Genomic DNA, 17052 nt, shown 5'->3' on the forward strand with positions numbered 1-17052 from the left:
GCGGACCCGGCAGTGGACGGCCGGGGATTTCGGCTCGCCCTGCGAGCCGCCGGCCGGGAGCGGTGCCCGCGGGAGCATACGGTCTACCGCTGACACGGACCTGGGAAAGAGTCTGTTCCGGATTTGACCGTGCGTTGTGGCCAGTCTCGCGACCCCCGACCGCGAAAGCTCTCCAGAGCGGTGATCAGGGAGTTGGTGGAGCGCCCCACCGACTCCCTGATCGACACGCCAGACCTCACTCAACCAGGCTGCTCGCCCACGGCGAACTGGACGGCGCCGTTGGCGTCGACCGCGGCGTCCAGGCTCTTGTCGTCGAGGATGCGGGCCGCCTCGGTCTCCAAAAAGACGCGGGCGCCGGCCTCGTCGCGCACCTCGTCGCCGTCCATGGGCTCGGCGGCGAGGGTGAGCATGAGCGCGCCTTGGGCGTCGTCGGTGGCGATGCGCAGGCCGGCGCCCTCGGGCACCTGGGGCTGCTCGGTGAGGTTGCGGATCACCGCCACCGCGTTGTCGGTCAGCGTGAGCATCGGAAGCTCCCTCCGGTTTTCTGCATGCAGGGTCCCGGCCGCCATACCCACGGATCCGCCGCCCGAACCTTGTCTTGACGACATCGACATGCCCACTTACCGTCTCGAAAGGAACAGCGGACGTCCTATGTCTGATCGCCCACCAGCGAGTGGAGGACCCCATGACCCGCCTGCCGAGACCTGCCGTACTCCTGTTCACCGCCGCCCTCCTGGCCACCGCCGGGTGCGCCGAGGCCACCGCCGCCGGGGGTGACCGGGAGCGGTGTTCGAGCTCCGTCCCGTACGTCGCCGGCACCGACGGGTACAGCGCCTTCCGCATTCCAGCTGTCGTGGCCGCCCGGTCGGGCGCGCTGCTGGCGTTCGCCGAGGGGCGGGTCGGTGGGCTCGGTGACGCCGGCGACATCGACCTCGTGCTGCGGCGCTCCACCGACGGCGGGTGCACCTGGGGGGCGCTCCAGGTGGTCGCGGACAGCGGCGCCAACACCTCCGGCAACCCGGCGCCCGTCGTGACGGCCGGTGGGCGGGTGGTGTTGCTGTCGACGTACAACGGCGGGACGGCGACCGAGGCCGCGATCATGCGGGGTGAGGTGCCCGCGGACCAGAGCCGGCGGGTGTTCGTCCAGACGAGCGACGACGACGGGGCGAGCTGGACGGCGCCGCGCGAGATCACCGCGGCGGCCAAGGCGGCCAACTGGCGGTGGTACGCGACCGGGCCCGTGCACGGCATCCGGCTGGCCCGGAGTGGGCGGCTGGTCATCCCGGCCAACCACTCGATCGCCCCGCCGGCCGGCTCGCCCGACAGCGGCACCGAGGCGAAGTACTACGGCGGGCACACGCTCTACAGCGACGACGGCGGCGAGACGTGGGCGATCGGGGCGGTCGACGACAACCCCAACGGGTACCTCAACGTGAACGAGACCACCGTCGCCGAGCTGCCCGACGGGCGCCTCTACCTCAACACCCGCGAGCACAACGGCACCGGGCCGGGAAACCGGGCGGACGCGTACAGCGCGGACGGCGGGGTGACCCTGGAGAAGCCCTACCGGCCGCAGGCCACGCTCACCGGGCCGGTCGTGCAGGGCAGCGTGCTCCAGCTGTCCGGGCCGGGCGCGCCGCTGGTCTTCGCCGGGCCCGCCGACCCGGCCGCCCGCGCGGCGCTGACGTTGCGGGTGAGCACCGACCGGGGCGTCACGTGGCGGGCCGCGCTGCCGCTCTCCGGGTTGCCCGCGGCGTACTCCGATCTGGTGCAGCTCGGCACCACGCTGGGTGTGTTGTACGAGACCGGCGACTTCGGTGCCAACGAGCGGATAGCCTTCCAGCGGATACCGATCCAGCAGCTTCGATAGGGTAACCTCGGACGTCCTATGACTCGCGCGAAAGACGGAAGACCATGACCCCACCGCGGCGGGGAGCCAGCGAAAACCAGCGGGCGCTGCAAGAGGCGATCAAGGAGCTGATCGTGCGGCGCGGACTGGCCCCTGGCTCCCTGCTGCCGACCGAGACCGAGCTGATGGCCGAGCTCTCGGTCAGCCGCCACCCGCTGCGCGAGGCGATCAAGGCGCTCCAGGCGCTCGGCATCGTCGACATCCGCCACGGCCTCGGCACGTACGTGGGCACGCCGTCGTTCTCGCCGCTGGAGGCCGGCCTCACGTTCCACTCGCACCTCTCGCTCCGCGGCGACCTGCGCGACATCGGCGACCTGGTGCAGATCCGCGAGGTGCTGGAGACCGGGCTGGTGCGCCAGGTGCTCGCGCTCGTCGACGACGCCGACTTCGACACCCTCGAGACCGCGGTCGCCGCGATGGAGCGGGAGGCCGCCGACGGGCGCTACTCCCCCGAGGCCGACTGGCTCTTCCACAAGACGCTCTACGAGCCGCTGCGCAACGAGCTGATCAGCGACCTGCTGCGGGTCTTCTGGAGCGTCTTCGACAAGGTGAACGCCGAGCTGCCGCGCACGGTCGAAACCCCGCAGGTGGCGGCGGCCGCCCACCGCAACATCCTCAACGCGTTGCGCGACGGCGACGGGCAGGTGCTCGCCGCCGCCATGGCCGACCATTTCAACGACATCCGTGAACGGATCTCGCGCGTCCCGCGCCGGTGAGCGCGCGGCGGCGGGCGTAGCATCGGCCCGTGAACCGCGGTGAGGTGTGGACCATAGGAGACCGCACCGACCTGCGGTACCGGGTCGTCGTGCTCTCCGGCGACACGCACAACGACCGCCCCAACGCCGCGCCCTACTGCGCGCCGGTCGTGCGGCAGCGCGGCAGCATCACCGACCTGCCGCCGTTCGCGGTGCCGCTGTCGGAGACCGACCCGGTGTCGGGCGTCGTCGTGGTCAACCGCATGCGCCGCCTCCCGGTGACCTCCGGGGCCGAGCGGCTCGGCATGATCACCGGCGCCAGCCTCGCCCGCGTCGACGACGCGCTGCGCAACCTCTTCGACCTCTGAGCGCGGCGGGGTCAGCAGCTCCACATCAGCAGCTCGGTGCCGGTGGCCGTCGCGGCGCGCTCCTTCGTGGACAGTGCCCCGGCCTCGGGGGGCTGCGGGAAGCGTTCGCCGTACAGGCGGCGGTTGTCGTCGCTCAGCGCGGTCGGGTAGCCGTCGGCCGGTCCGGGCAGGGTGGTCAGCTTGCCGGCGGGTGAGATGACCGTCGGGCCGGCGTCGCCGGGGATGGCGACCCAGCCGGTGGCGTTGACCGCCGTGGCCGGCATGGCCAGGTCGGGCCAGTGGGTGACCTCGCCGGTGCGCAGGTCCCAGCGGGCGGGCGCGGTCACCAGGTTGCCACCGGCCACCGCCTTGCCGAGCATGTCGAGCACGCGCCGGTCGGGCTCGCTGCCCTGCACGCGCGGGGCGACCTGGTGGGCTGGCGGGGGGCCTTCCTCGACCGGGAGCCCCACCCAGCCGGCGGCCCAGTGCCCGCGGACGGCGAGCACCTGCCCGGCGGCCGCGCCCGGCGGGAGGTCGAGGGCGCGACCGGTGCCGTCGGGGTGCCAGGCGTACGGTGCGGCGCCCTCGCCGCGCGTGCCGACCACCGTGCCGTCGCCGCCGACGCCGGAGCCGCGCACGTCGCCGGGGCGGGTGAGCAGCACCGGTCCGCGGAGCGGGTCGGCGTGCGGCCACGACACGACCGCGAACCGCACGCCGCGCCACGCCTCGCCGGTGACGTCGCCGCCCTCGTCGACGGCGAGCGGCGTCCACCATTCGTACCCGTCGACGGGGGCCAGCTTGACGGTCGAGCCGTCGTGGTAGATCCAGGCCAGCGGGCCGCCGTCGGCGGTGGCGGACGTGCCGACCACGACGCCGGAGGAGTTGACCGCGCGGGGCTCTGCGTTCGTGCCGACGGCGGGCAGCACCTTCGGCTCGCCGCCGGTCCAGAGCACCGGGCGCACGGAGCCGTCGGGCCGCACCAGGCCGGCCGCCGCGTACCGGCCGGTGGGGTCGGCGACGACCTGCCCGGTGAGCCTGCCCTTGCCGGCCGGTGCGGGCAGCGCCGCCACGGTGCAGGTGCTGAACGGCGGCGGGGTCGAGGTCACTGTCTCGCCGATCGGCACGTCCAGCCGGTCGGCGCCTTCGGTGCGGTCGAGCGCCTGCCCGACCGCCGCGGTGCCGGCGAGGGCGAAGACGGTCGCGGCGGCCACGGCCGCGTACCGGCGGCGGCGCCGCACCACTCCCCCGGCCTCGATCGCCCGCGACAGGTCGGCGTTGGCCGGCGGGACCCGCGCGGTCTCCAGCAGCACGCGAACGTCGTCGGCCCGCTCCTCGAACGGATCACTCACGCTTACAAGCCCCCACCCTTGCCCGTGCCCGCCCCGGCGAACGGTGCCTCCTGGCCGAGCCGTGCGCGCAGCGTGGCGAGGCCGCGCGCGGTCTGTGCCTTCACATTGCCGGTTGAGCAACGCATCGCCGCCGCCACGCTCTCCACCGGCATGTCGCAGAGGAAGCGCATCACCAGCACCGTGCGCTGGCCCTTGGGCAGGTCGGCGAGCGCCCGCACCACAAGGTCGCGCTCCTCCACGCCGCTGTCGCCGGACGCGCCCCGCTCCGGGGTCGCCGACATCAGCCACACCTTCGACCAGGCCAGCCGCTTTTCGTCGATGTACGTGCGGACGAGCATGCGGTGCACGTACCCGTCGAGGTTGTCGGCGGCCCGGGCCCGCGCCCAGTGCACGTAGAGCTTGGTGACGGTGGTCTGCACCAGGTCGTCGGCGCGGTGCTCGTCGCCGCACAGCAGGTAGGCGGCGCGGTGCCACCGGGCCAGCCGCGCCGAGACGAACTCGACGTACTCGGACGTGTCGTCCGTCCGCATACGGTGCACTCCTCCCCCGACCACCCTCACCCACGATGACGGGCGGCGGTCACGGCGGGGTTGCGGTGGCGGCGAAGAAAAAAGAGCGGGCCCCGCGAGGGGCCCGCTCCTGTGTGCGGTTGGTTACGCGCCGCACACGTTGTCGTTCAGGCGGATCCCGGTCGGGCCGGGCGAGCCGCTGCTGGTGAACCCGATCGTCGCGGACGCTCCCGCGGCGAGGGTCGAGTTCCACGACGGTGCCGCGGCGGTGACCGTGGTGCCGCTCTGGCTCACCGTCGCGTTCCAGCCGCTGGCGACCGTCGCACCGGCCGGCATCGTCCAGGTGGCCGTCCACGGGCTGAGCGGGGCGGTGCTGTTGTTGCGCACCGTCACCTCACCCTGGAAGCCACCGGACCACTGGCTGCTGATCCGCGTCGTCGCGGTGCACGTCTGCGGGCCGCTGGTGGACGGCGGCGGGCTGGTCGGCGGCACCGACGTGGGCGGCGGGCTGGTCGGCGGCGGAGAGGTGGGCGGGGTGCCACCGAACTGCACGTCGACGCAGTTGTAGAACGCCTCGGGGCTGTCCGACCGCTGCCAGATCGAGTAGATGATGTGGCGGCCCTGCTTCACCGGCAGGCGGGCGTTCCAGTAGTACTCGTTGCCGGACGAGCCGTTTTGCGTGGGCGGGTTGGTCACCTGGTCGAACGGCGTCGCCTCGAGGTCCGACCACTTCAGCGGCTGGTTCGGGTCGAACCCGTCCCGGGTGATGTACTGCGTCCAGGTGCCCGGGTGCGGCGCCCACGCGTTGTACCGGAACTGCATCGTGCTGCCCGACTGGACCTGGGTGACCGGCCAGTCGAGGCGGCCCGCGTTGTAGGCGGCGTACTTGGTGGTGCCACCGCCGCACAGCTGGCCGTCGGCGATGATCGTCCGGTGGTTGCCGGCGGCGTTGCTTTGCAGCACGCCGAACCAGTCCCACAGCGGCTGCTTGCCGCCCTGGGCCACGGCGGCCACGCAGGCCGGGTTGGTGGGGTTGATGTCGCCACCGCCGCCCGCCAGGCCGTCCTTGTAGCACGCGTACGTGCGGGTGGCCGGAGACACGAACGCGCCGTGCGCCTCCACCGGACTGGGTTTCAAGAGCAGCGGAATCCCGCTGCCCAGTAGCGCGGCGGCGGCGAGCACCGCCAACCTGCGTCTCGCTTTCACTTTCGTTGCCTTTCGTCGCGACTGCACAGGGTCGCCCGGACAGGCGAGGGCGCCCACCGGGGGTGCCGCCCGTTGACACCCGTGCCCGGCGCGCCCTTCGCGGTCGAGAAAGGCCACTCGCGTCCGACTATTGAATCATGCGAATACATGAGCGAACAAACAGGCCCGGCCTCCGCGGAGGCCGGGCCTGGTTCGCCGGTACAGGCTCAGTAGCGCGTCTGGGTCTGCGCGTTGAGCTGGTGGAACCTGTTGAACTCGGCGCCGAAGAGCCGCCAGTCACGCACCTGGAGGACGTCGAGGCCCTTGGTGATGTCGTTGGAGTAGATGTAGCCGTTGTAGTAGTACGCCGACCACGATCCGGCCAGGACCAGGTCGGTCGCGGAGACCGGACCCCGCTCCCAGTACGCGATCTCCTTCGGGCGGGACGAGTTGGTGAAGTCCCAGATGGAGATGCCGCCCTGGTACCAAGCCTGCACCATGATGTCGCGGCCGGGCACCGGGATCAGCGAGCCATTGTGCGCGACGCAGTTCTCGGTCTCGGCGTTCAAGCGGGGGATCTTGAAGTAGCTCTTGAACACGAGCCGGCGGTGCTTGCCCCAGCCCTGGATGTCGTAGATCGCGTCCGCGCCCTTGGTGGACGGGACGCTCGCGAGGCACTCCGCCGCCACGCCGCCGCCCAGCTCGTCGGTGAAGACGACCTTGGTGCCGGCGTTGTTGAACGTGGCCGAGTGCCAGAAGGCGAAGTTGACCGTGTCGCGCACCCGGGTGATCACCCGCGGCGCCTCCGGACGGCTGATGTCGAGCAGGATGCCGTCACCCATGCACGCGCCCGCGGCGATGTCCTTCTTCGGGTACGCGGTGATGTCGTGGCAGCCGCTGGTCTCGGTGCTCGGCGTGCCCGGCGGGTTGCCAGAGTCGCCCGGGAACAGGTTGGGCGTCGCCACGACCGCCGCGGAGGTCGGGTTGCGCACCGGCACCTTGACGATCGAGATCAGGTCGTGCGGCGGCTTGCAGTCCGGGAACGTCTCCGACGGGAAGTACGACGACACGTACACGTAGAGCGAACGGCGGTCCTTGCCCGGCACCAGCGTGTGCGTGTGCGAGCCGCAGTTGGTCTCCACGGACTTCACGTAGCGCGGGCTGGCCTTGTCGCTGATGTCGAAGATGCGGATGCCTTCCCAGGCCGCCTTGTTGGTGGCGGAAAGGCTCGTGCTCTGGCACGAGTCGTCGCTGCGCGACGAGTCGACCGACATGATGAGCAGGTTGCCGTCGACCGAGACGTCACCCTGGCCGCCGGGGCAGGACACCTGGGAGACCAGCCTCGGCTGCGACGGCCGGCTGATGTCGAAGATGGCGAACCCGTTGAAGTTACCGGCGAACGCGTACTTGCCCTGGAACGCGATGTCGGAGTTGATGCCGTTGGCGAGCGGGCCCGAAAGGGGCACGTTCGTCAACAGGCGGATGTTGTTGCTGCTGACGATCTCGTCGACGCCGGGGATCTCGTTTGTGGACGGCGACTGGGCACTCGTCGGGGAGGCGGAGGCCGCGACAGCCAGCGTGAGAGCGAACGCGGCCGCCGCGACGGCACTGAGCCGCCGCAACCCTTGTGGGGCCGATCTGAACATGGGCATACCCCGTCTTTCAGGCCCTTTCAACGGCGAAAGGGCGCCAGATTGGTGCACACCTTACCGAGGCATCGTAACCGTCGATGTGACACCCGTCACTCGGATACTCAGGTCGGCGATATACGATCGCGCGCACCCTGCGATTACGGAGGTCAGTCTTGATGAGCCGTCGCACGTACGCGGTGATCGGCGCCGTAGTGGTGGCGGTAGCCGGCGTCGCGATAGCCCTCGGCGTCCGCGCGGCCGGCTCGGGCGACGACCCGGCGGCGAGCGCCTCCCCGACACCGACCACGTCGCCGGTCCCGGTGATCGTGCCCGGCCGCCCCGGCGAGTCCGCGTCGGTCATCCCCTCCGACAAGATCCCCGCGCCCGACGGCAGCCTCTACAACCAGGCCGACGCCTTCTTCATGCGCATGATGATCCCGCACCACGCCCAGGCCCTGGAGATGGCCGCCCTCGCCCCCGACCGGGCCGGCCACGAGCAGATCCGCGCCCTCGCCTCCCGCATCACCGCGGCGCAGAAGCCGGAGATCGCGGTGTTCCAGGCCTGGCTGAAGGCGCGCGGCCTCCCCGAAGACCAGGCCGGCCACAGCCACGCCGGCATGTGGGGGATGCAGCCGCCGGAGGCCCTGAAGGCGCTGGCCGGCATGCGCGGTGACGCGTTCGACAAGATGTTCGTCGACATGATGGTCGCCCATCACGAGGGCGCGGTCGCGATGGCGACGGACGCACTGCGCGCCGGCCGCGACCAGGAGGTGGAGCGGCTCGCCACCGGCATCGCCGCCGAGCAGCAGGCCGAGATCGGCCGAATGCGCCAGATCCCCCTGTAACGCCCGCGCTCAGTCGCGCTGTCGGGGCCGCACCAGCACCACCTTGTGCGGGTCGACGCCCGGCCGGTGGTAGAGCTGCGGCACGACCCGGGCCTCCGGAAACTTCTCGACCTCCAGCAGTCCCTGTTCGAACGCCTTGCGCATAGACTCGCCGAACGCGAGCGACGAGTAGACGCGGGCCGCGAACATGCGGGCCATCGTGTCCGGCAGCCGGCCGCGCATACCGATCACCACATCCAGCAGGCGGGCCGCCGCGACCGCCTGCTCCTCGGAGTCGCAGACGTTGAAGAACGCCACCCGAAGGTGATCGGCCGACGCCTTGAACATCCGGACCAGCAGGTCGGTCGGCACCGGCTCCGGCCGATCAGGACCGCCGGTCATGATCAGTGCGCCCGGCTGGCCGTGGCCGCTGAAGTGGACCATGTACGGCTTGTGCCGGTTGAACATGGGCATCAGGTCCAGCGGACGCGTCGCCTGCCATGCCTTGAGCCGGACGTACGCCGCCAGCGTGGCGTCATTGATCTTCATTTCGATCTCACGCGCCTCCTCGGCGACGTCGACCGTCGTCTCCTTGGGCACGTGGGACGCGAAGAGCAGGACGGTGACGCGCTCCGGGAGTGCGTCGAGCTCCGCCTCGGGGATGGCGCGCGAACAGGGCTCGGACACCGGCTGGAAGTCCGGATTCCAGCCCCTCCGCTCGACCGTCGGCTCGACGGCGTTGGTGATCTGGGCGACCGTGCCCTCCACCGCGCGGAACGTCACCCGCGCGTTCGCGACCTCGCCGGCCAGCCGATCGATCCGGGTGCCGATGGCCTTGACCGCACCGGCCTGGCCGGCCTGGCCGCTCCGGAGTGCGCCGATCGCGTCCGTCAGCGCGCCGACCCGGGTCTCCAGCGCGGACAGCCGCGCGCCCAGGTCGTCCACACCCTTCCGCAACAGGTCGTGCTGGCGCTCAGCGCCCAGGAGGAGCTCCGATGCGGCCCACATCGCGGCGATGAAGTCGACGATCTCCTTCTCCTTTGCTTCGAGCCTCCCTTGCAGCGCCTTTTCCTGCGGCCGGATAGCCATCTTGGCCTCGTGCGCGTTCTGCGCCTTCCGGTGCAGATGGCTCCGCCGCGACCCGGTGCTGCCGCGCATCTCCTCGATGAACTCGTTGTATTCGTCGGTGAGGTCGTCGCGCCGATCCCGCAGCACGCGGATCTGCTGGAAGATGGCGGCACGATCGGCAAGGAGGACCGAGAGCCGCTCGAGGTTGAACGCCGGCATCAGGCGCCCGCTCCGCCGGACTGCTCGTCGGCCAGTGCGGTCAGTAAAGTGGCGACGGCCTCGACGAGCTTCTCCGGTAGGTCGTCCGTGGCGTATCCGTCGGTCTCGAACACCACCGAACCACCCACCGGCGTGTGCCCGACCGCCACCGTGATGCGGCGCCGGCCCGCCGGGTCGGGTCGCGACGACCGCCAAAGCCGACGGACGAGCCGGGCGACCTCATGCCGGCCGACCAGGATGGACACCGCATCCGCACCCAGGCCGAGCCCTGCGCCGAGCACGGCCGCGGCCGCCTGTGCGGCGTCGAGCACCTCTCCCGCGCCACGGTCGTCGCCGCGTCGGAGGAACCCGTCGCTGTGCAGGTCTCCGGCCAGCTCCGGGGGGACTCGCACGTAGAAACCGGCCGCCATGAGTCAACAGACTAGAGACGGATCGACGGGACGGAACGGATCGACCAAGATCTGTCAATCGATCCGCCGCCACCCCGGGTCAGCAGCCGACGCGGGTGGTGCTCAGGGCTATGTCGTCCATGAGGATGTCGTAGGCGGGTGGGGTGGGGTCGCCCTGGTAGAGCTGCCAGCCGATCTTCACCGTGTCGAAGCGCGGGAAGACGAAGTCGACCGGGTTGCCGCCGTGGTCCTTGGTGGTGACGGTGAGGTCGGGCTGGGGGCGGCCGTCGATCCAGATGTCGATGCGGTTGTCGGCGGCGTCGGCGCGCCACTCGACGCACTGCCAGCGGCCGGCCACGGAGGGGGCGGACTCGCGCCAGTTCGTCCAGTCGCCGGTCGGGCCGCCGTCGGCGCCGACGCCCCACAGCGCGCGGTCGAGTGTCGGGACGTACTGGCCGCCCAGCGGGCGGACGATCTCCGGGCCCTGGCCGGTGGCCTCGACGAGCGTGTAGTGGGCCCAGTCGGGCGCGGTCGGGAAGGCCGCCACGCGTAGGCGGAGGCGGCCGAAGAAGCTGTTGCCGGGCGCGGCGAAGTCGTCGACCTTGAGGAAGGCGCGGCCGTTGCCCTCGGTGTGCACGTGGAGTACGCGGTCGCCGCGGTGGCGTTCGACGGTGAGGGTGCCGTGCTTGGTGTCGATGCCCCACTTGAGGCTGGCGGCCCCGCCCAGCGGCATGCGCTCGAAGTCCTCGCAGAACAGCAGCCGGTCGGAGCATCCGCCGCGGGAGTGCGCCGGCGCGGCGGCGGGAGCGGCGAAGAGCAGGAGTACACCGGCCGCGGCGGCCGCCAGGCGAGTCATCATGTCGATATTCTTACATATCTCGATGGAGTGTCGGTCGAACGTCGTTCGGTTCCGCGCGGATTTTCCGGTGGCGTCCGGATTTGCTTCGGCGGCGCTGGTCATGCGGCTGAAAGCGAATAGCGTCGGGCCATGACGTTCGATCATGAACAGCTTACCGTCCACAAGGGACGACGCAGCGGGCTGCCGGTGGCGATCGCCGTGCACTCCACCGTACGGGGCATGGCGATCGGCGGGTGCCGGCTCAAGCACTACGCCGACTGGCGCGACGGGGTGGCCGACGCGCTGCGGCTGGCCGAGGCGATGACGTACAAGACCGCGGTCGCCGGCCTCGACCACGGCGGCGGCAAGACCGTCGTGGCGCTACCGACCGCGGCGCCGTTGACCACCGACGAGAGGCACGACGTGCTGCTCGACGTGGGCGACGCGGTCGAGTCGCTCGGCGGGCGCTACGGCACCGGGCCCGACGTCGGCACCGGGCCGGCCGACATGGTGACGATCGGCGAGCGCACGCGGTGGGTCTTCTGCCGCCCGGCCGAGCGGGGCGGCAGCGGCGACTCGTCCGGCCCGACCGCCGAAGGGGTGCTCGCCGCGCTCGCCGCCCTCTGCGCGCACCGCTTCGGCAGCGCGGACATGGCCGGGCTGCGGGTCACGCTGATCGGGCTGGGCCACGTCGGCACCCACCTGGCGAAGGCGCTCGCCGGCGCCGGCGCGATCCTCACGGTCACCGACGTCGACCCCGGCCGTCGCACGCTCGCGGACGCGATGGGCGCGGCCTGGGTGGCTCCGGCGGAGGCGGCCACCGCGCCGGCCGACGTGGTCGTGCCGGCCGCGCTGGGCGGGCTGTTGACACCCGATCTTGTACCGCGCCTGCGCTGCGCCGCCATCGCCGGGCCGGCCAACAACCAGCTCGCCGAGGAACGCGTCGCCGACATGCTGCACGAGCGGGGCGTGCTGTGGGTGCCCGACCCGGTGGTGAGCGCGGGTGGCGCGATCTACGGCACCGGCGTGGAGCTGCGCGGCCTGACCCCGGCGGCGGCGCTCGCGGAGGTGCGCGGGATCGGCGCGACGGTCACCCGGATACTCGGCGCGGGCATGAGCCCGCACCGCGCGGCGAAGGACCTGGCCGAGGAACGCCTCAGGGGAGCGTGAGGCCGGCGTCGTGGGCGAGCAGCGCCACCTGCACCCGGTTGTTGAGCTCCAGCTTGGTCAGCACCCGGGACACGTGCGCCTTGACCGTCGCCACGCTCATGAAGAGCTCGCCGCTGATCTCCGCGTTGGACTTGCCCTGGCCGACCGCGACGGCGACCTCCCGCTCCCGCTCGCTCAGCCGGCCGAGCAGCGCCAGCGCGTGGCGCCGCCGCCCGTCCGCGCCGGTGTCGCTGACGTGGTCGATGAGGCGGCGGGTCACGGCGGGCGAGAGCATCGGCTCGCCGAGCGCGACCCGGCGCACCGCGCGCAGGATCTCGGCCGGCGGGGTGTCCTTGAGCAGGAAGCCGCTGGCGCCGGCCCGGAGCGCGCGCAGCACGTACTCGTCCGCGTGGAACGTCGTCAGCACGATCACCTCGGGCGGCTCGGGCCGGCGGCGCAGCGCCTCGGTGGCGGCGAGACCGTCGAGGCGGGGCATGCGGATGTCCATGAGCACGACGTCGGGCGCGTGCGAGCGGACGGCGGCGGCCACCTCGGCGCCGTCGGAGGCCTCGCCGACCACCACGATGTCGTCCGCGCCGCCGAGGATCATCGCGAGGCCGGCGCGGACCAGCGCGTCGTCGTCCACGATCAGGACCTTGATCGGCGCCTGGCCGCCCGCGGCGCCGACGCCGCCGGCCCGCGCGCCACCCGGAAAAGCGCCCGCGGCGCCGTCGCCGCCGGGCGGCGGGCCGCCCGGGAAGGCGCTCACGCCGGCCACGGCAGCCAGGCCCAGAGCCGGAAGTCGCCGGACGCGGTGCGGCCGCTCTCCAGCCGCCCGCCGGCGAGCGTGGCCCGCTCGGTGAGCCCCACGATGCCGGTGCCCGTGCCGGGAATCTCCGGCCCGGCCGGCACGCCCACCGGCCACGGGTTGCGCACCTCGACCGACAGGCCGTCGCCGGCCGCCCCCGCCACGATCACGTCCACAGTGGAACCGTACGCGTGCTTGCGGGCATTCGTGAGTCCTTCCTGCACGATCCGGTACGCGTTTCGCCCCACCGCCACAGGCACCGCGCCGAGGTCGGCCACCCGCCGGTCGAGGCGCACCCGCATGCCGGCCGCCCGCGACTCGTCGACGAGGCCGGGCAGGTCGGCGAGCGTGGGCTGGGGACGGTCGGGCGCCTCGTCGGCCGGGTCGTCGCGGAGCACGCCGATCACCTCGCGCAGCTCCTGGAGCGCCTGGTGGGCGCTGTCGCGGATCACGCCGGCCGCGCGGGCCACCTCCTCCGGCGGCGCGTCCGGGCGAAACTCCAGCGCGCCCGCGTGCAGGCTCAGCAGCGAGATCCGGTGGGCCAGCACGTCGTGCATCTCCCGCGCGATGCGGGCCCGCTCGGCCTGGCGGGCCTGCGCCACCCGCAGCTGCTGCTCGGACTCGGCGCGGTGGGCCCGGTCGCGGAGCGAGAGCACCAGCTGGCGGCGGGCCTTGACGACCAGCCCCCAGGCGAGCACCAGCGCCATGAACACCAGGGTCCAGACCAGGTCGACCCACATGGGGCTGCTGCTCCACTCCGGCCGCAGCAGCGGAAAGACGAAGCCGCTGGCGACGCCGACCGCGGCGAGTGCCAGCGCCACCGCGACGCGCCGGTGCACCACGACCGTGAAGAACGCGACCACCGCGGCACCGACGCTGGTCACCGACCAGAGGCCGACGACCGTCACGGCGATAGTGAGCCCGACCGGCCAGCGCCGCCGCACCCACAGGCCGAGGCAGCACAGCAGGCCGAGCAGGAAGTCGAGGGTCATCCGCCCCTCGTCGATGCCCTGCTCGAAGCCGTACGCGGCCAGGATCAGCGCGAGCCCTACCGCGAAGAGGAACAGCAGCACGTCGACGACCCAGTCGCGGGCCGTGCGCCGCACCCGCCGGCGGTCCTCCGGGTAGGGTTTCGCCAGCAGCGCGCCGGGCAGCAGCGCGCGGTATTCGGGCGTTGCCCCACCAACCATGATCAAATGGTACGACCCGGCAGGCGCCCGGGCATCCGACCAAAGTCGAATGCCGGCCATAGACCTCGGTCGGCGCGGGGACAGCCCTCGGTCACCCGCCGCCGACCTCGGGCCGATTCCGGGGTACCGGCCGGAGCCGCAGGCTGGACGCATGATCAGTGTGGAGCACCTGACCAAGCGGTACGGCCAGCACACGGCCGTCGACGACGTGTCGTTCCGCTGCGAGGCCGGGACAGTGACCGGGTTCCTCGGGCCCAACGGCGCCGGCAAGTCCACGACCATGCGCATGATCTGCGGCCTCACGCCACCCACGGTGGGCGGGGCGACGGTGGACGGCGTGCCGTACCGGCGGCTGCCCAACCCGGGCCGCCGCGTGGGTGTGCTCCTGGACGCCTCCGCGCAGCACCCGGGCCGCACCGGCCGGGAGACGCTCAGCCTCGCCGCGCACGTCATGGGCGTCGACCGCGGCCGGGTGGACAAGCTGCTCGACCTCGTCGGGCTGGACGCCAAGGCCGGCCGCAAGCGGGTCCGCCAGTACTCGCTGGGCATGCGGCAGCGGCTCGGCCTGGCGCACGCGCTGCTGGGCGACCCGCGCGTGCTCATCCTCGACGAGCCGGCCAACGGGCTGGACCCGGAGGGGATCTTCTGGATGCGTACGGTGCTGCGCGACTTCGCCGACCGGGGCGGCACCGTGCTGCTCTCCTCGCACCTGCTGCGCGAGGTCGAGGCGGTGGCGGACCGGCTGGTGGTCATCGGGGGTGGCCGGGTCGTCGCCGACGGCAGCAAAGAGGAGTTGCTCGCCGGCTCCGGGGTACGGGTGCGCGGCCTGGAGCCGGACAAGCTCGAATGGGCGCTCACCGCCGCCGGCGTGGCCGTGACCCCCACGCCGGACGGCGCGCTCGTCGCGCAGACCGACGCGGAGACCGTCGGGCGGGCCGCTACCGCGGCCGGGCTCGTGCTGCTGGAGCTCCGCCCCGCCGACGGCGGCGGGCTGGAGCAGCTCTTCCTCCAACTCACCTCGAACGGAGCGCCTCGATGACCACTCTGGAAGCGCCGCCCCGCCCCTCGCTCGGGCGCCTCACGCTCGTCGAGGTGCGCAAGATGACCGACACGCGGGCCGGCTTCTGGCTGCTGGCCGTGACCGGGCTCGCGTACGCGGCGCTGGTCGTGGTCATGCTCATCGTCGCCGACCCGCCGGACCTCACGTTCTACGGCATCTTCCAGACCACGCTGCTGCCGGCCGGCGTGCTGCTGCCGGTCATCGGCATCCTCTCGGTCACCAGCGAGTGGACGCAGCGGGGCGCGCTGACCACGTTCACGCTGGTGCCGGAGCGCGAGCGGGTCGCCGCGGCCAAGGTGCTCGCCGGCTTCGTGCTGGCCGGCGCCTCGGTCGTCGCGGGGCTGCTCGTCGCCGCGGTCGGCAACGCGATCGGGATGACGTTCTTCGACGGCGACGGCAGCTGGCGGCTGACCGCCGGCGCGCTGGGCAGCGCGGTGCTGTTCCAGCTGATCAACATGACCGTCGGCGTGGCGTTCGGCATGCTGCTGATGAACTCCGCGCTCGCCATCGTCATGTACTTCCTGCTGCCGACCGTGTGGAGCATGCTCACCAACATGATCGACGCGCTGCGGACGCCGGCCGAGTGGCTCGACCTCGGCATGACCTCCCAGCCGCTCGTCGACAACACCATGGCCGGCGCGGACTGGCCCAAGCTCGCCGCCTCCGTCGGCGTCTGGCTCGCCGTGCCACTCGCCGCCGGCCTCGCGCGCCTCCTCCGCCGGGAGGTGGCCTAGGGCCTGTCTCCTGGGTCTCGGTGGAGCGAGGCGAGATCCAGGCGGCGTCCGGGGGTGCCGGGCGAAAGGCCGCATACAACACCGGTATGCGACCTTTTCGCCCGGTGCCGCCGCTCGTCGTCTGGGCCCGCCGCAGCCCGTCGAGACCCAGGAGACAGGCCCGGGCGGTATACAGAGGAGATGGCGGCTGACGCGGTACCCGGTGAGATGTCTGAGGCTGCGACGGCGCTGCTCGCCGCGCTCGACGGCGAGCAGCGCTCACTCGCGTCGCGGCCCTTCGCCGACGAGGCCGCGCGGCGGTGGATCGAGTACCGCCCGCGGCCCCGGCCCGGCGCGTGCCTCGCGGACCTGGACCGCACCGCGCGCAAGGCGGCCCACCGGCTACTCGCGACGGCGCTGAGTCCGCCCGCGTACGCGCAGGCGATGGCGATCGTCGCCCTGGAGGAGGTGCTCGACCGCCAGGAGGGGTGGGCGCGCGGGCGGCACAGCAACGACTACTGGGTGGCGGTCTTCGGCGAGCCGGGGCGGGACGAGCCGTGGGGGTGGCGCTTCGAGGGCCACCACCTCTCGGTCACGATGACGGTCGCCGACGGGGTCGTCTCCCCCGCGCCGATCTTCCTGGGCGCCAACCCGCACCGCGTCGGGTACGCCGGCGGCACCGTGCTGCGCCCGCTCGCCGCCGAGGAAGACCTGGCCCGCGCGCTGCTCGACGCGATGGGCCGCGCCGACCGCCGCGCGGCGATCGTCTCCGACGAAGCCCCGCCGGACATCCGCACCGCCACCCGACCCGCGGTCGGCGGGCCCCTCGAGCCGCGGGGCGTGCCGGCCAGCCGCCTCGGCCCCGGCGCGCGGGCGGCCCTCTACCGCCTCGTCGCCCTCTACCTCGACCGGCTGCCGCCCGGCCTGGCCGCGCTGGAGTACGCGCGGATCGAGAGCGGCGAGCAGTGGTTCGCGTGGGAGGGGCCGACCCGGCCGGGTGGGCGGCACTACTACCGGGTGCAGGGCGAGGACGTGCTGATCGAGTACGACAACACGACCGACGACGGCAACCACGCGCACACGGTGCTCCGCCGGCCGCACGGCGACTTCGGCGACGACGTGCTCGCCAGCCACCGCGCGTCGGTGCCACACTCCGCCTAGCGCGGCCC

18 protein-coding genes are annotated in these 17052 nt (G+C 72.6%); 8 read left to right on the plus strand and 10 right to left on the minus strand.

Going from position 1 to position 17052, the window contains the following annotated elements; translation table 11 throughout:
• Positions 1–239: 239 nt before the first annotated feature.
• Complete coding sequence (locus ACTMTJ_RS04345; protein WP_441214736.1) at positions 240–524, minus strand: adhesin; 285 nt, start codon at positions 522–524, stop codon at positions 240–242.
• A 161-nt stretch (positions 525–685) separates the two neighbouring features.
• Between ACTMTJ_RS04345 and ACTMTJ_RS04350 the strand changes: the two genes are divergently transcribed.
• Genes ACTMTJ_RS04350 through ACTMTJ_RS04360 form a run of 3 tightly spaced genes read left to right on the plus strand, consistent with a single transcriptional unit; the run spans position 686 to position 2972 of the window.
• Positions 686–1870, plus strand: coding sequence for a sialidase family protein (locus ACTMTJ_RS04350; protein ID WP_441214737.1), 1185 nt, complete (start codon positions 686–688; stop codon positions 1868–1870).
• Between the two features lie 44 nt (positions 1871–1914).
• Positions 1915–2625: a FadR/GntR family transcriptional regulator gene (locus ACTMTJ_RS04355; RefSeq protein ID WP_441214738.1), complete on the plus strand. Its 711-nt coding sequence runs from the start codon at positions 1915–1917 to the stop codon at positions 2623–2625.
• Between the two features lie 29 nt (positions 2626–2654).
• Positions 2655–2972 (plus strand): type II toxin-antitoxin system PemK/MazF family toxin, encoded by a 318-nt coding sequence (locus ACTMTJ_RS04360; protein WP_441214739.1) that lies wholly within the window; start codon positions 2655–2657, stop codon positions 2970–2972.
• An 11-nt stretch (positions 2973–2983) separates the two neighbouring features.
• On the opposite strand, the gene ACTMTJ_RS04365 is transcribed toward ACTMTJ_RS04360, so the two are convergent.
• From ACTMTJ_RS04365 to ACTMTJ_RS04380, 4 genes are all read right to left on the minus strand, one after another.
• Positions 2984–4300: a hypothetical protein gene (locus ACTMTJ_RS04365; protein ID WP_441214740.1), complete on the minus strand. Its 1317-nt coding sequence runs from the start codon at positions 4298–4300 to the stop codon at positions 2984–2986.
• A 2-nt stretch (positions 4301–4302) separates the two neighbouring features.
• The gene (locus ACTMTJ_RS04370) at positions 4303–4830 is read right to left on the minus strand and encodes a SigE family RNA polymerase sigma factor (protein ID WP_441214741.1); all 528 of its coding nucleotides are present in this window, start codon (positions 4828–4830) and stop codon (positions 4303–4305) included.
• 123 nt (positions 4831–4953) lie between these two features.
• Positions 4954–6015, minus strand: a complete 1062-nt coding sequence (locus ACTMTJ_RS04375) for a lytic polysaccharide monooxygenase auxiliary activity family 9 protein (protein WP_441214742.1) — start codon at positions 6013–6015, stop codon at positions 4954–4956.
• Positions 6016–6221: 206 nt separating this feature from the next.
• Entirely contained in the window at positions 6222–7640 is a 1419-nt protein-coding gene (locus ACTMTJ_RS04380; protein WP_441214743.1) for an LVIVD repeat-containing protein, read from the minus strand.
• A 161-nt stretch (positions 7641–7801) separates the two neighbouring features.
• On the opposite strand from ACTMTJ_RS04380, the gene ACTMTJ_RS04385 reads away from it, so the two are divergent.
• Positions 7802–8470, plus strand: a complete 669-nt coding sequence (locus ACTMTJ_RS04385; protein ID WP_441214744.1) for a DUF305 domain-containing protein — start codon at positions 7802–7804, stop codon at positions 8468–8470.
• A 9-nt stretch (positions 8471–8479) separates the two neighbouring features.
• Here ACTMTJ_RS04385 and ACTMTJ_RS04390 read toward each other — a convergent pair whose 3' ends face one another.
• The 3 genes from ACTMTJ_RS04390 to ACTMTJ_RS04400 form a co-directional block, all read right to left on the minus strand.
• The gene (locus ACTMTJ_RS04390) at positions 8480–9736 is read right to left on the minus strand and encodes a hypothetical protein (protein ID WP_441214745.1); all 1257 of its coding nucleotides are present in this window, start codon (positions 9734–9736) and stop codon (positions 8480–8482) included.
• Positions 9736–10146, minus strand: a complete 411-nt coding sequence (locus ACTMTJ_RS04395; RefSeq protein ID WP_441214746.1) for a hypothetical protein — start codon at positions 10144–10146, stop codon at positions 9736–9738. Before ACTMTJ_RS04395 ends, ACTMTJ_RS04390 begins: the two co-directional genes overlap by 1 nt.
• Before the next feature lie 79 nt (positions 10147–10225).
• A complete protein-coding gene (locus ACTMTJ_RS04400; RefSeq protein ID WP_441214747.1) occupies positions 10226–10984 on the minus strand; it encodes a hypothetical protein in 759 nt (252 codons plus the stop codon).
• Positions 10985–11113: 129 nt separating this feature from the next.
• On the opposite strand from ACTMTJ_RS04400, the gene ACTMTJ_RS04405 reads away from it, so the two are divergent.
• The gene (locus ACTMTJ_RS04405) at positions 11114–12133 is read left to right on the plus strand and encodes a Glu/Leu/Phe/Val dehydrogenase dimerization domain-containing protein (protein WP_441214748.1); all 1020 of its coding nucleotides are present in this window, start codon (positions 11114–11116) and stop codon (positions 12131–12133) included.
• Here ACTMTJ_RS04405 and ACTMTJ_RS04410 read toward each other — a convergent pair.
• Both ACTMTJ_RS04410 and ACTMTJ_RS04415 read right to left on the minus strand, forming a co-directional pair.
• Positions 12120–12899: a response regulator transcription factor gene (locus tag ACTMTJ_RS04410; RefSeq protein ID WP_441214953.1), complete on the minus strand. Its 780-nt coding sequence runs from the start codon at positions 12897–12899 to the stop codon at positions 12120–12122. The genes ACTMTJ_RS04405 and ACTMTJ_RS04410 overlap by 14 nt on opposite strands.
• A complete protein-coding gene (locus ACTMTJ_RS04415) occupies positions 12878–14110 on the minus strand; it encodes a sensor histidine kinase (RefSeq protein WP_441214749.1) in 1233 nt (410 codons plus the stop codon). Before ACTMTJ_RS04415 ends, ACTMTJ_RS04410 begins: the two co-directional genes overlap by 22 nt.
• Positions 14111–14261: 151 nt before the next feature.
• Here ACTMTJ_RS04415 and ACTMTJ_RS04420 point away from each other — a divergent pair, with 151 nt between their 5' ends.
• From ACTMTJ_RS04420 to ACTMTJ_RS04430, 3 genes are all read left to right on the plus strand, one after another.
• Positions 14262–15149, plus strand: coding sequence for an ABC transporter ATP-binding protein (locus tag ACTMTJ_RS04420; protein WP_441214750.1), 888 nt, complete (start codon positions 14262–14264; stop codon positions 15147–15149).
• Positions 15146–15904, plus strand: coding sequence for an ABC transporter permease (locus ACTMTJ_RS04425; RefSeq protein ID WP_441214751.1), 759 nt, complete (start codon positions 15146–15148; stop codon positions 15902–15904). The genes ACTMTJ_RS04420 and ACTMTJ_RS04425 overlap by 4 nt, the downstream gene beginning before the upstream one ends.
• 180 nt (positions 15905–16084) lie before the next feature.
• A complete protein-coding gene (locus ACTMTJ_RS04430) occupies positions 16085–17044 on the plus strand; it encodes a DUF3500 domain-containing protein (protein WP_441214752.1) in 960 nt (319 codons plus the stop codon).
• Positions 17045–17052 lie beyond the last annotated feature (8 nt).

The sequence above is a fragment of the Phytohabitans sp. LJ34 genome, from assembly GCF_052068095.1.
In the GTDB taxonomy this organism is placed as follows: Bacteria; Actinomycetota; Actinomycetes; order Mycobacteriales; family Micromonosporaceae; genus Phytohabitans.

Coding starts and splice junctions, on each gene's coding strand:
- ACTMTJ_RS04380 (WP_441214743.1), bottom strand. CDS start 7,640: ATGTTCAGATCGGCCCCACAAGGGTTGCGGCGGCTCAGTGCCGTCGCG.
- ACTMTJ_RS04400 (WP_441214747.1), bottom strand. CDS start 10,984: ATGATGACTCGCCTGGCGGCCGCCGCGGCCGGTGTACTCCTGCTCTTC.
- ACTMTJ_RS04420 (WP_441214750.1), top strand. CDS start 14,262: ATGATCAGTGTGGAGCACCTGACCAAGCGGTACGGCCAGCACACGGCC.
- ACTMTJ_RS04430 (WP_441214752.1), top strand. CDS start 16,085: ATGGCGGCTGACGCGGTACCCGGTGAGATGTCTGAGGCTGCGACGGCG.
- ACTMTJ_RS04345 (WP_441214736.1), bottom strand. CDS start 524: ATGCTCACGCTGACCGACAACGCGGTGGCGGTGATCCGCAACCTCACC.
- ACTMTJ_RS04370 (WP_441214741.1), bottom strand. CDS start 4,830: ATGCGGACGGACGACACGTCCGAGTACGTCGAGTTCGTCTCGGCGCGG.
- ACTMTJ_RS04355 (WP_441214738.1), top strand. CDS start 1,915: ATGACCCCACCGCGGCGGGGAGCCAGCGAAAACCAGCGGGCGCTGCAA.
- ACTMTJ_RS04385 (WP_441214744.1), top strand. CDS start 7,802: ATGAGCCGTCGCACGTACGCGGTGATCGGCGCCGTAGTGGTGGCGGTA.
- ACTMTJ_RS04390 (WP_441214745.1), bottom strand. CDS start 9,736: ATGCCGGCGTTCAACCTCGAGCGGCTCTCGGTCCTCCTTGCCGATCGT.
- ACTMTJ_RS04425 (WP_441214751.1), top strand. CDS start 15,146: ATGACCACTCTGGAAGCGCCGCCCCGCCCCTCGCTCGGGCGCCTCACG.
- ACTMTJ_RS04405 (WP_441214748.1), top strand. CDS start 11,114: ATGACGTTCGATCATGAACAGCTTACCGTCCACAAGGGACGACGCAGC.
- ACTMTJ_RS04415 (WP_441214749.1), bottom strand. CDS start 14,110: ATGGTTGGTGGGGCAACGCCCGAATACCGCGCGCTGCTGCCCGGCGCG.
- ACTMTJ_RS04395 (WP_441214746.1), bottom strand. CDS start 10,146: ATGGCGGCCGGTTTCTACGTGCGAGTCCCCCCGGAGCTGGCCGGAGAC.
- ACTMTJ_RS04350 (WP_441214737.1), top strand. CDS start 686: ATGACCCGCCTGCCGAGACCTGCCGTACTCCTGTTCACCGCCGCCCTC.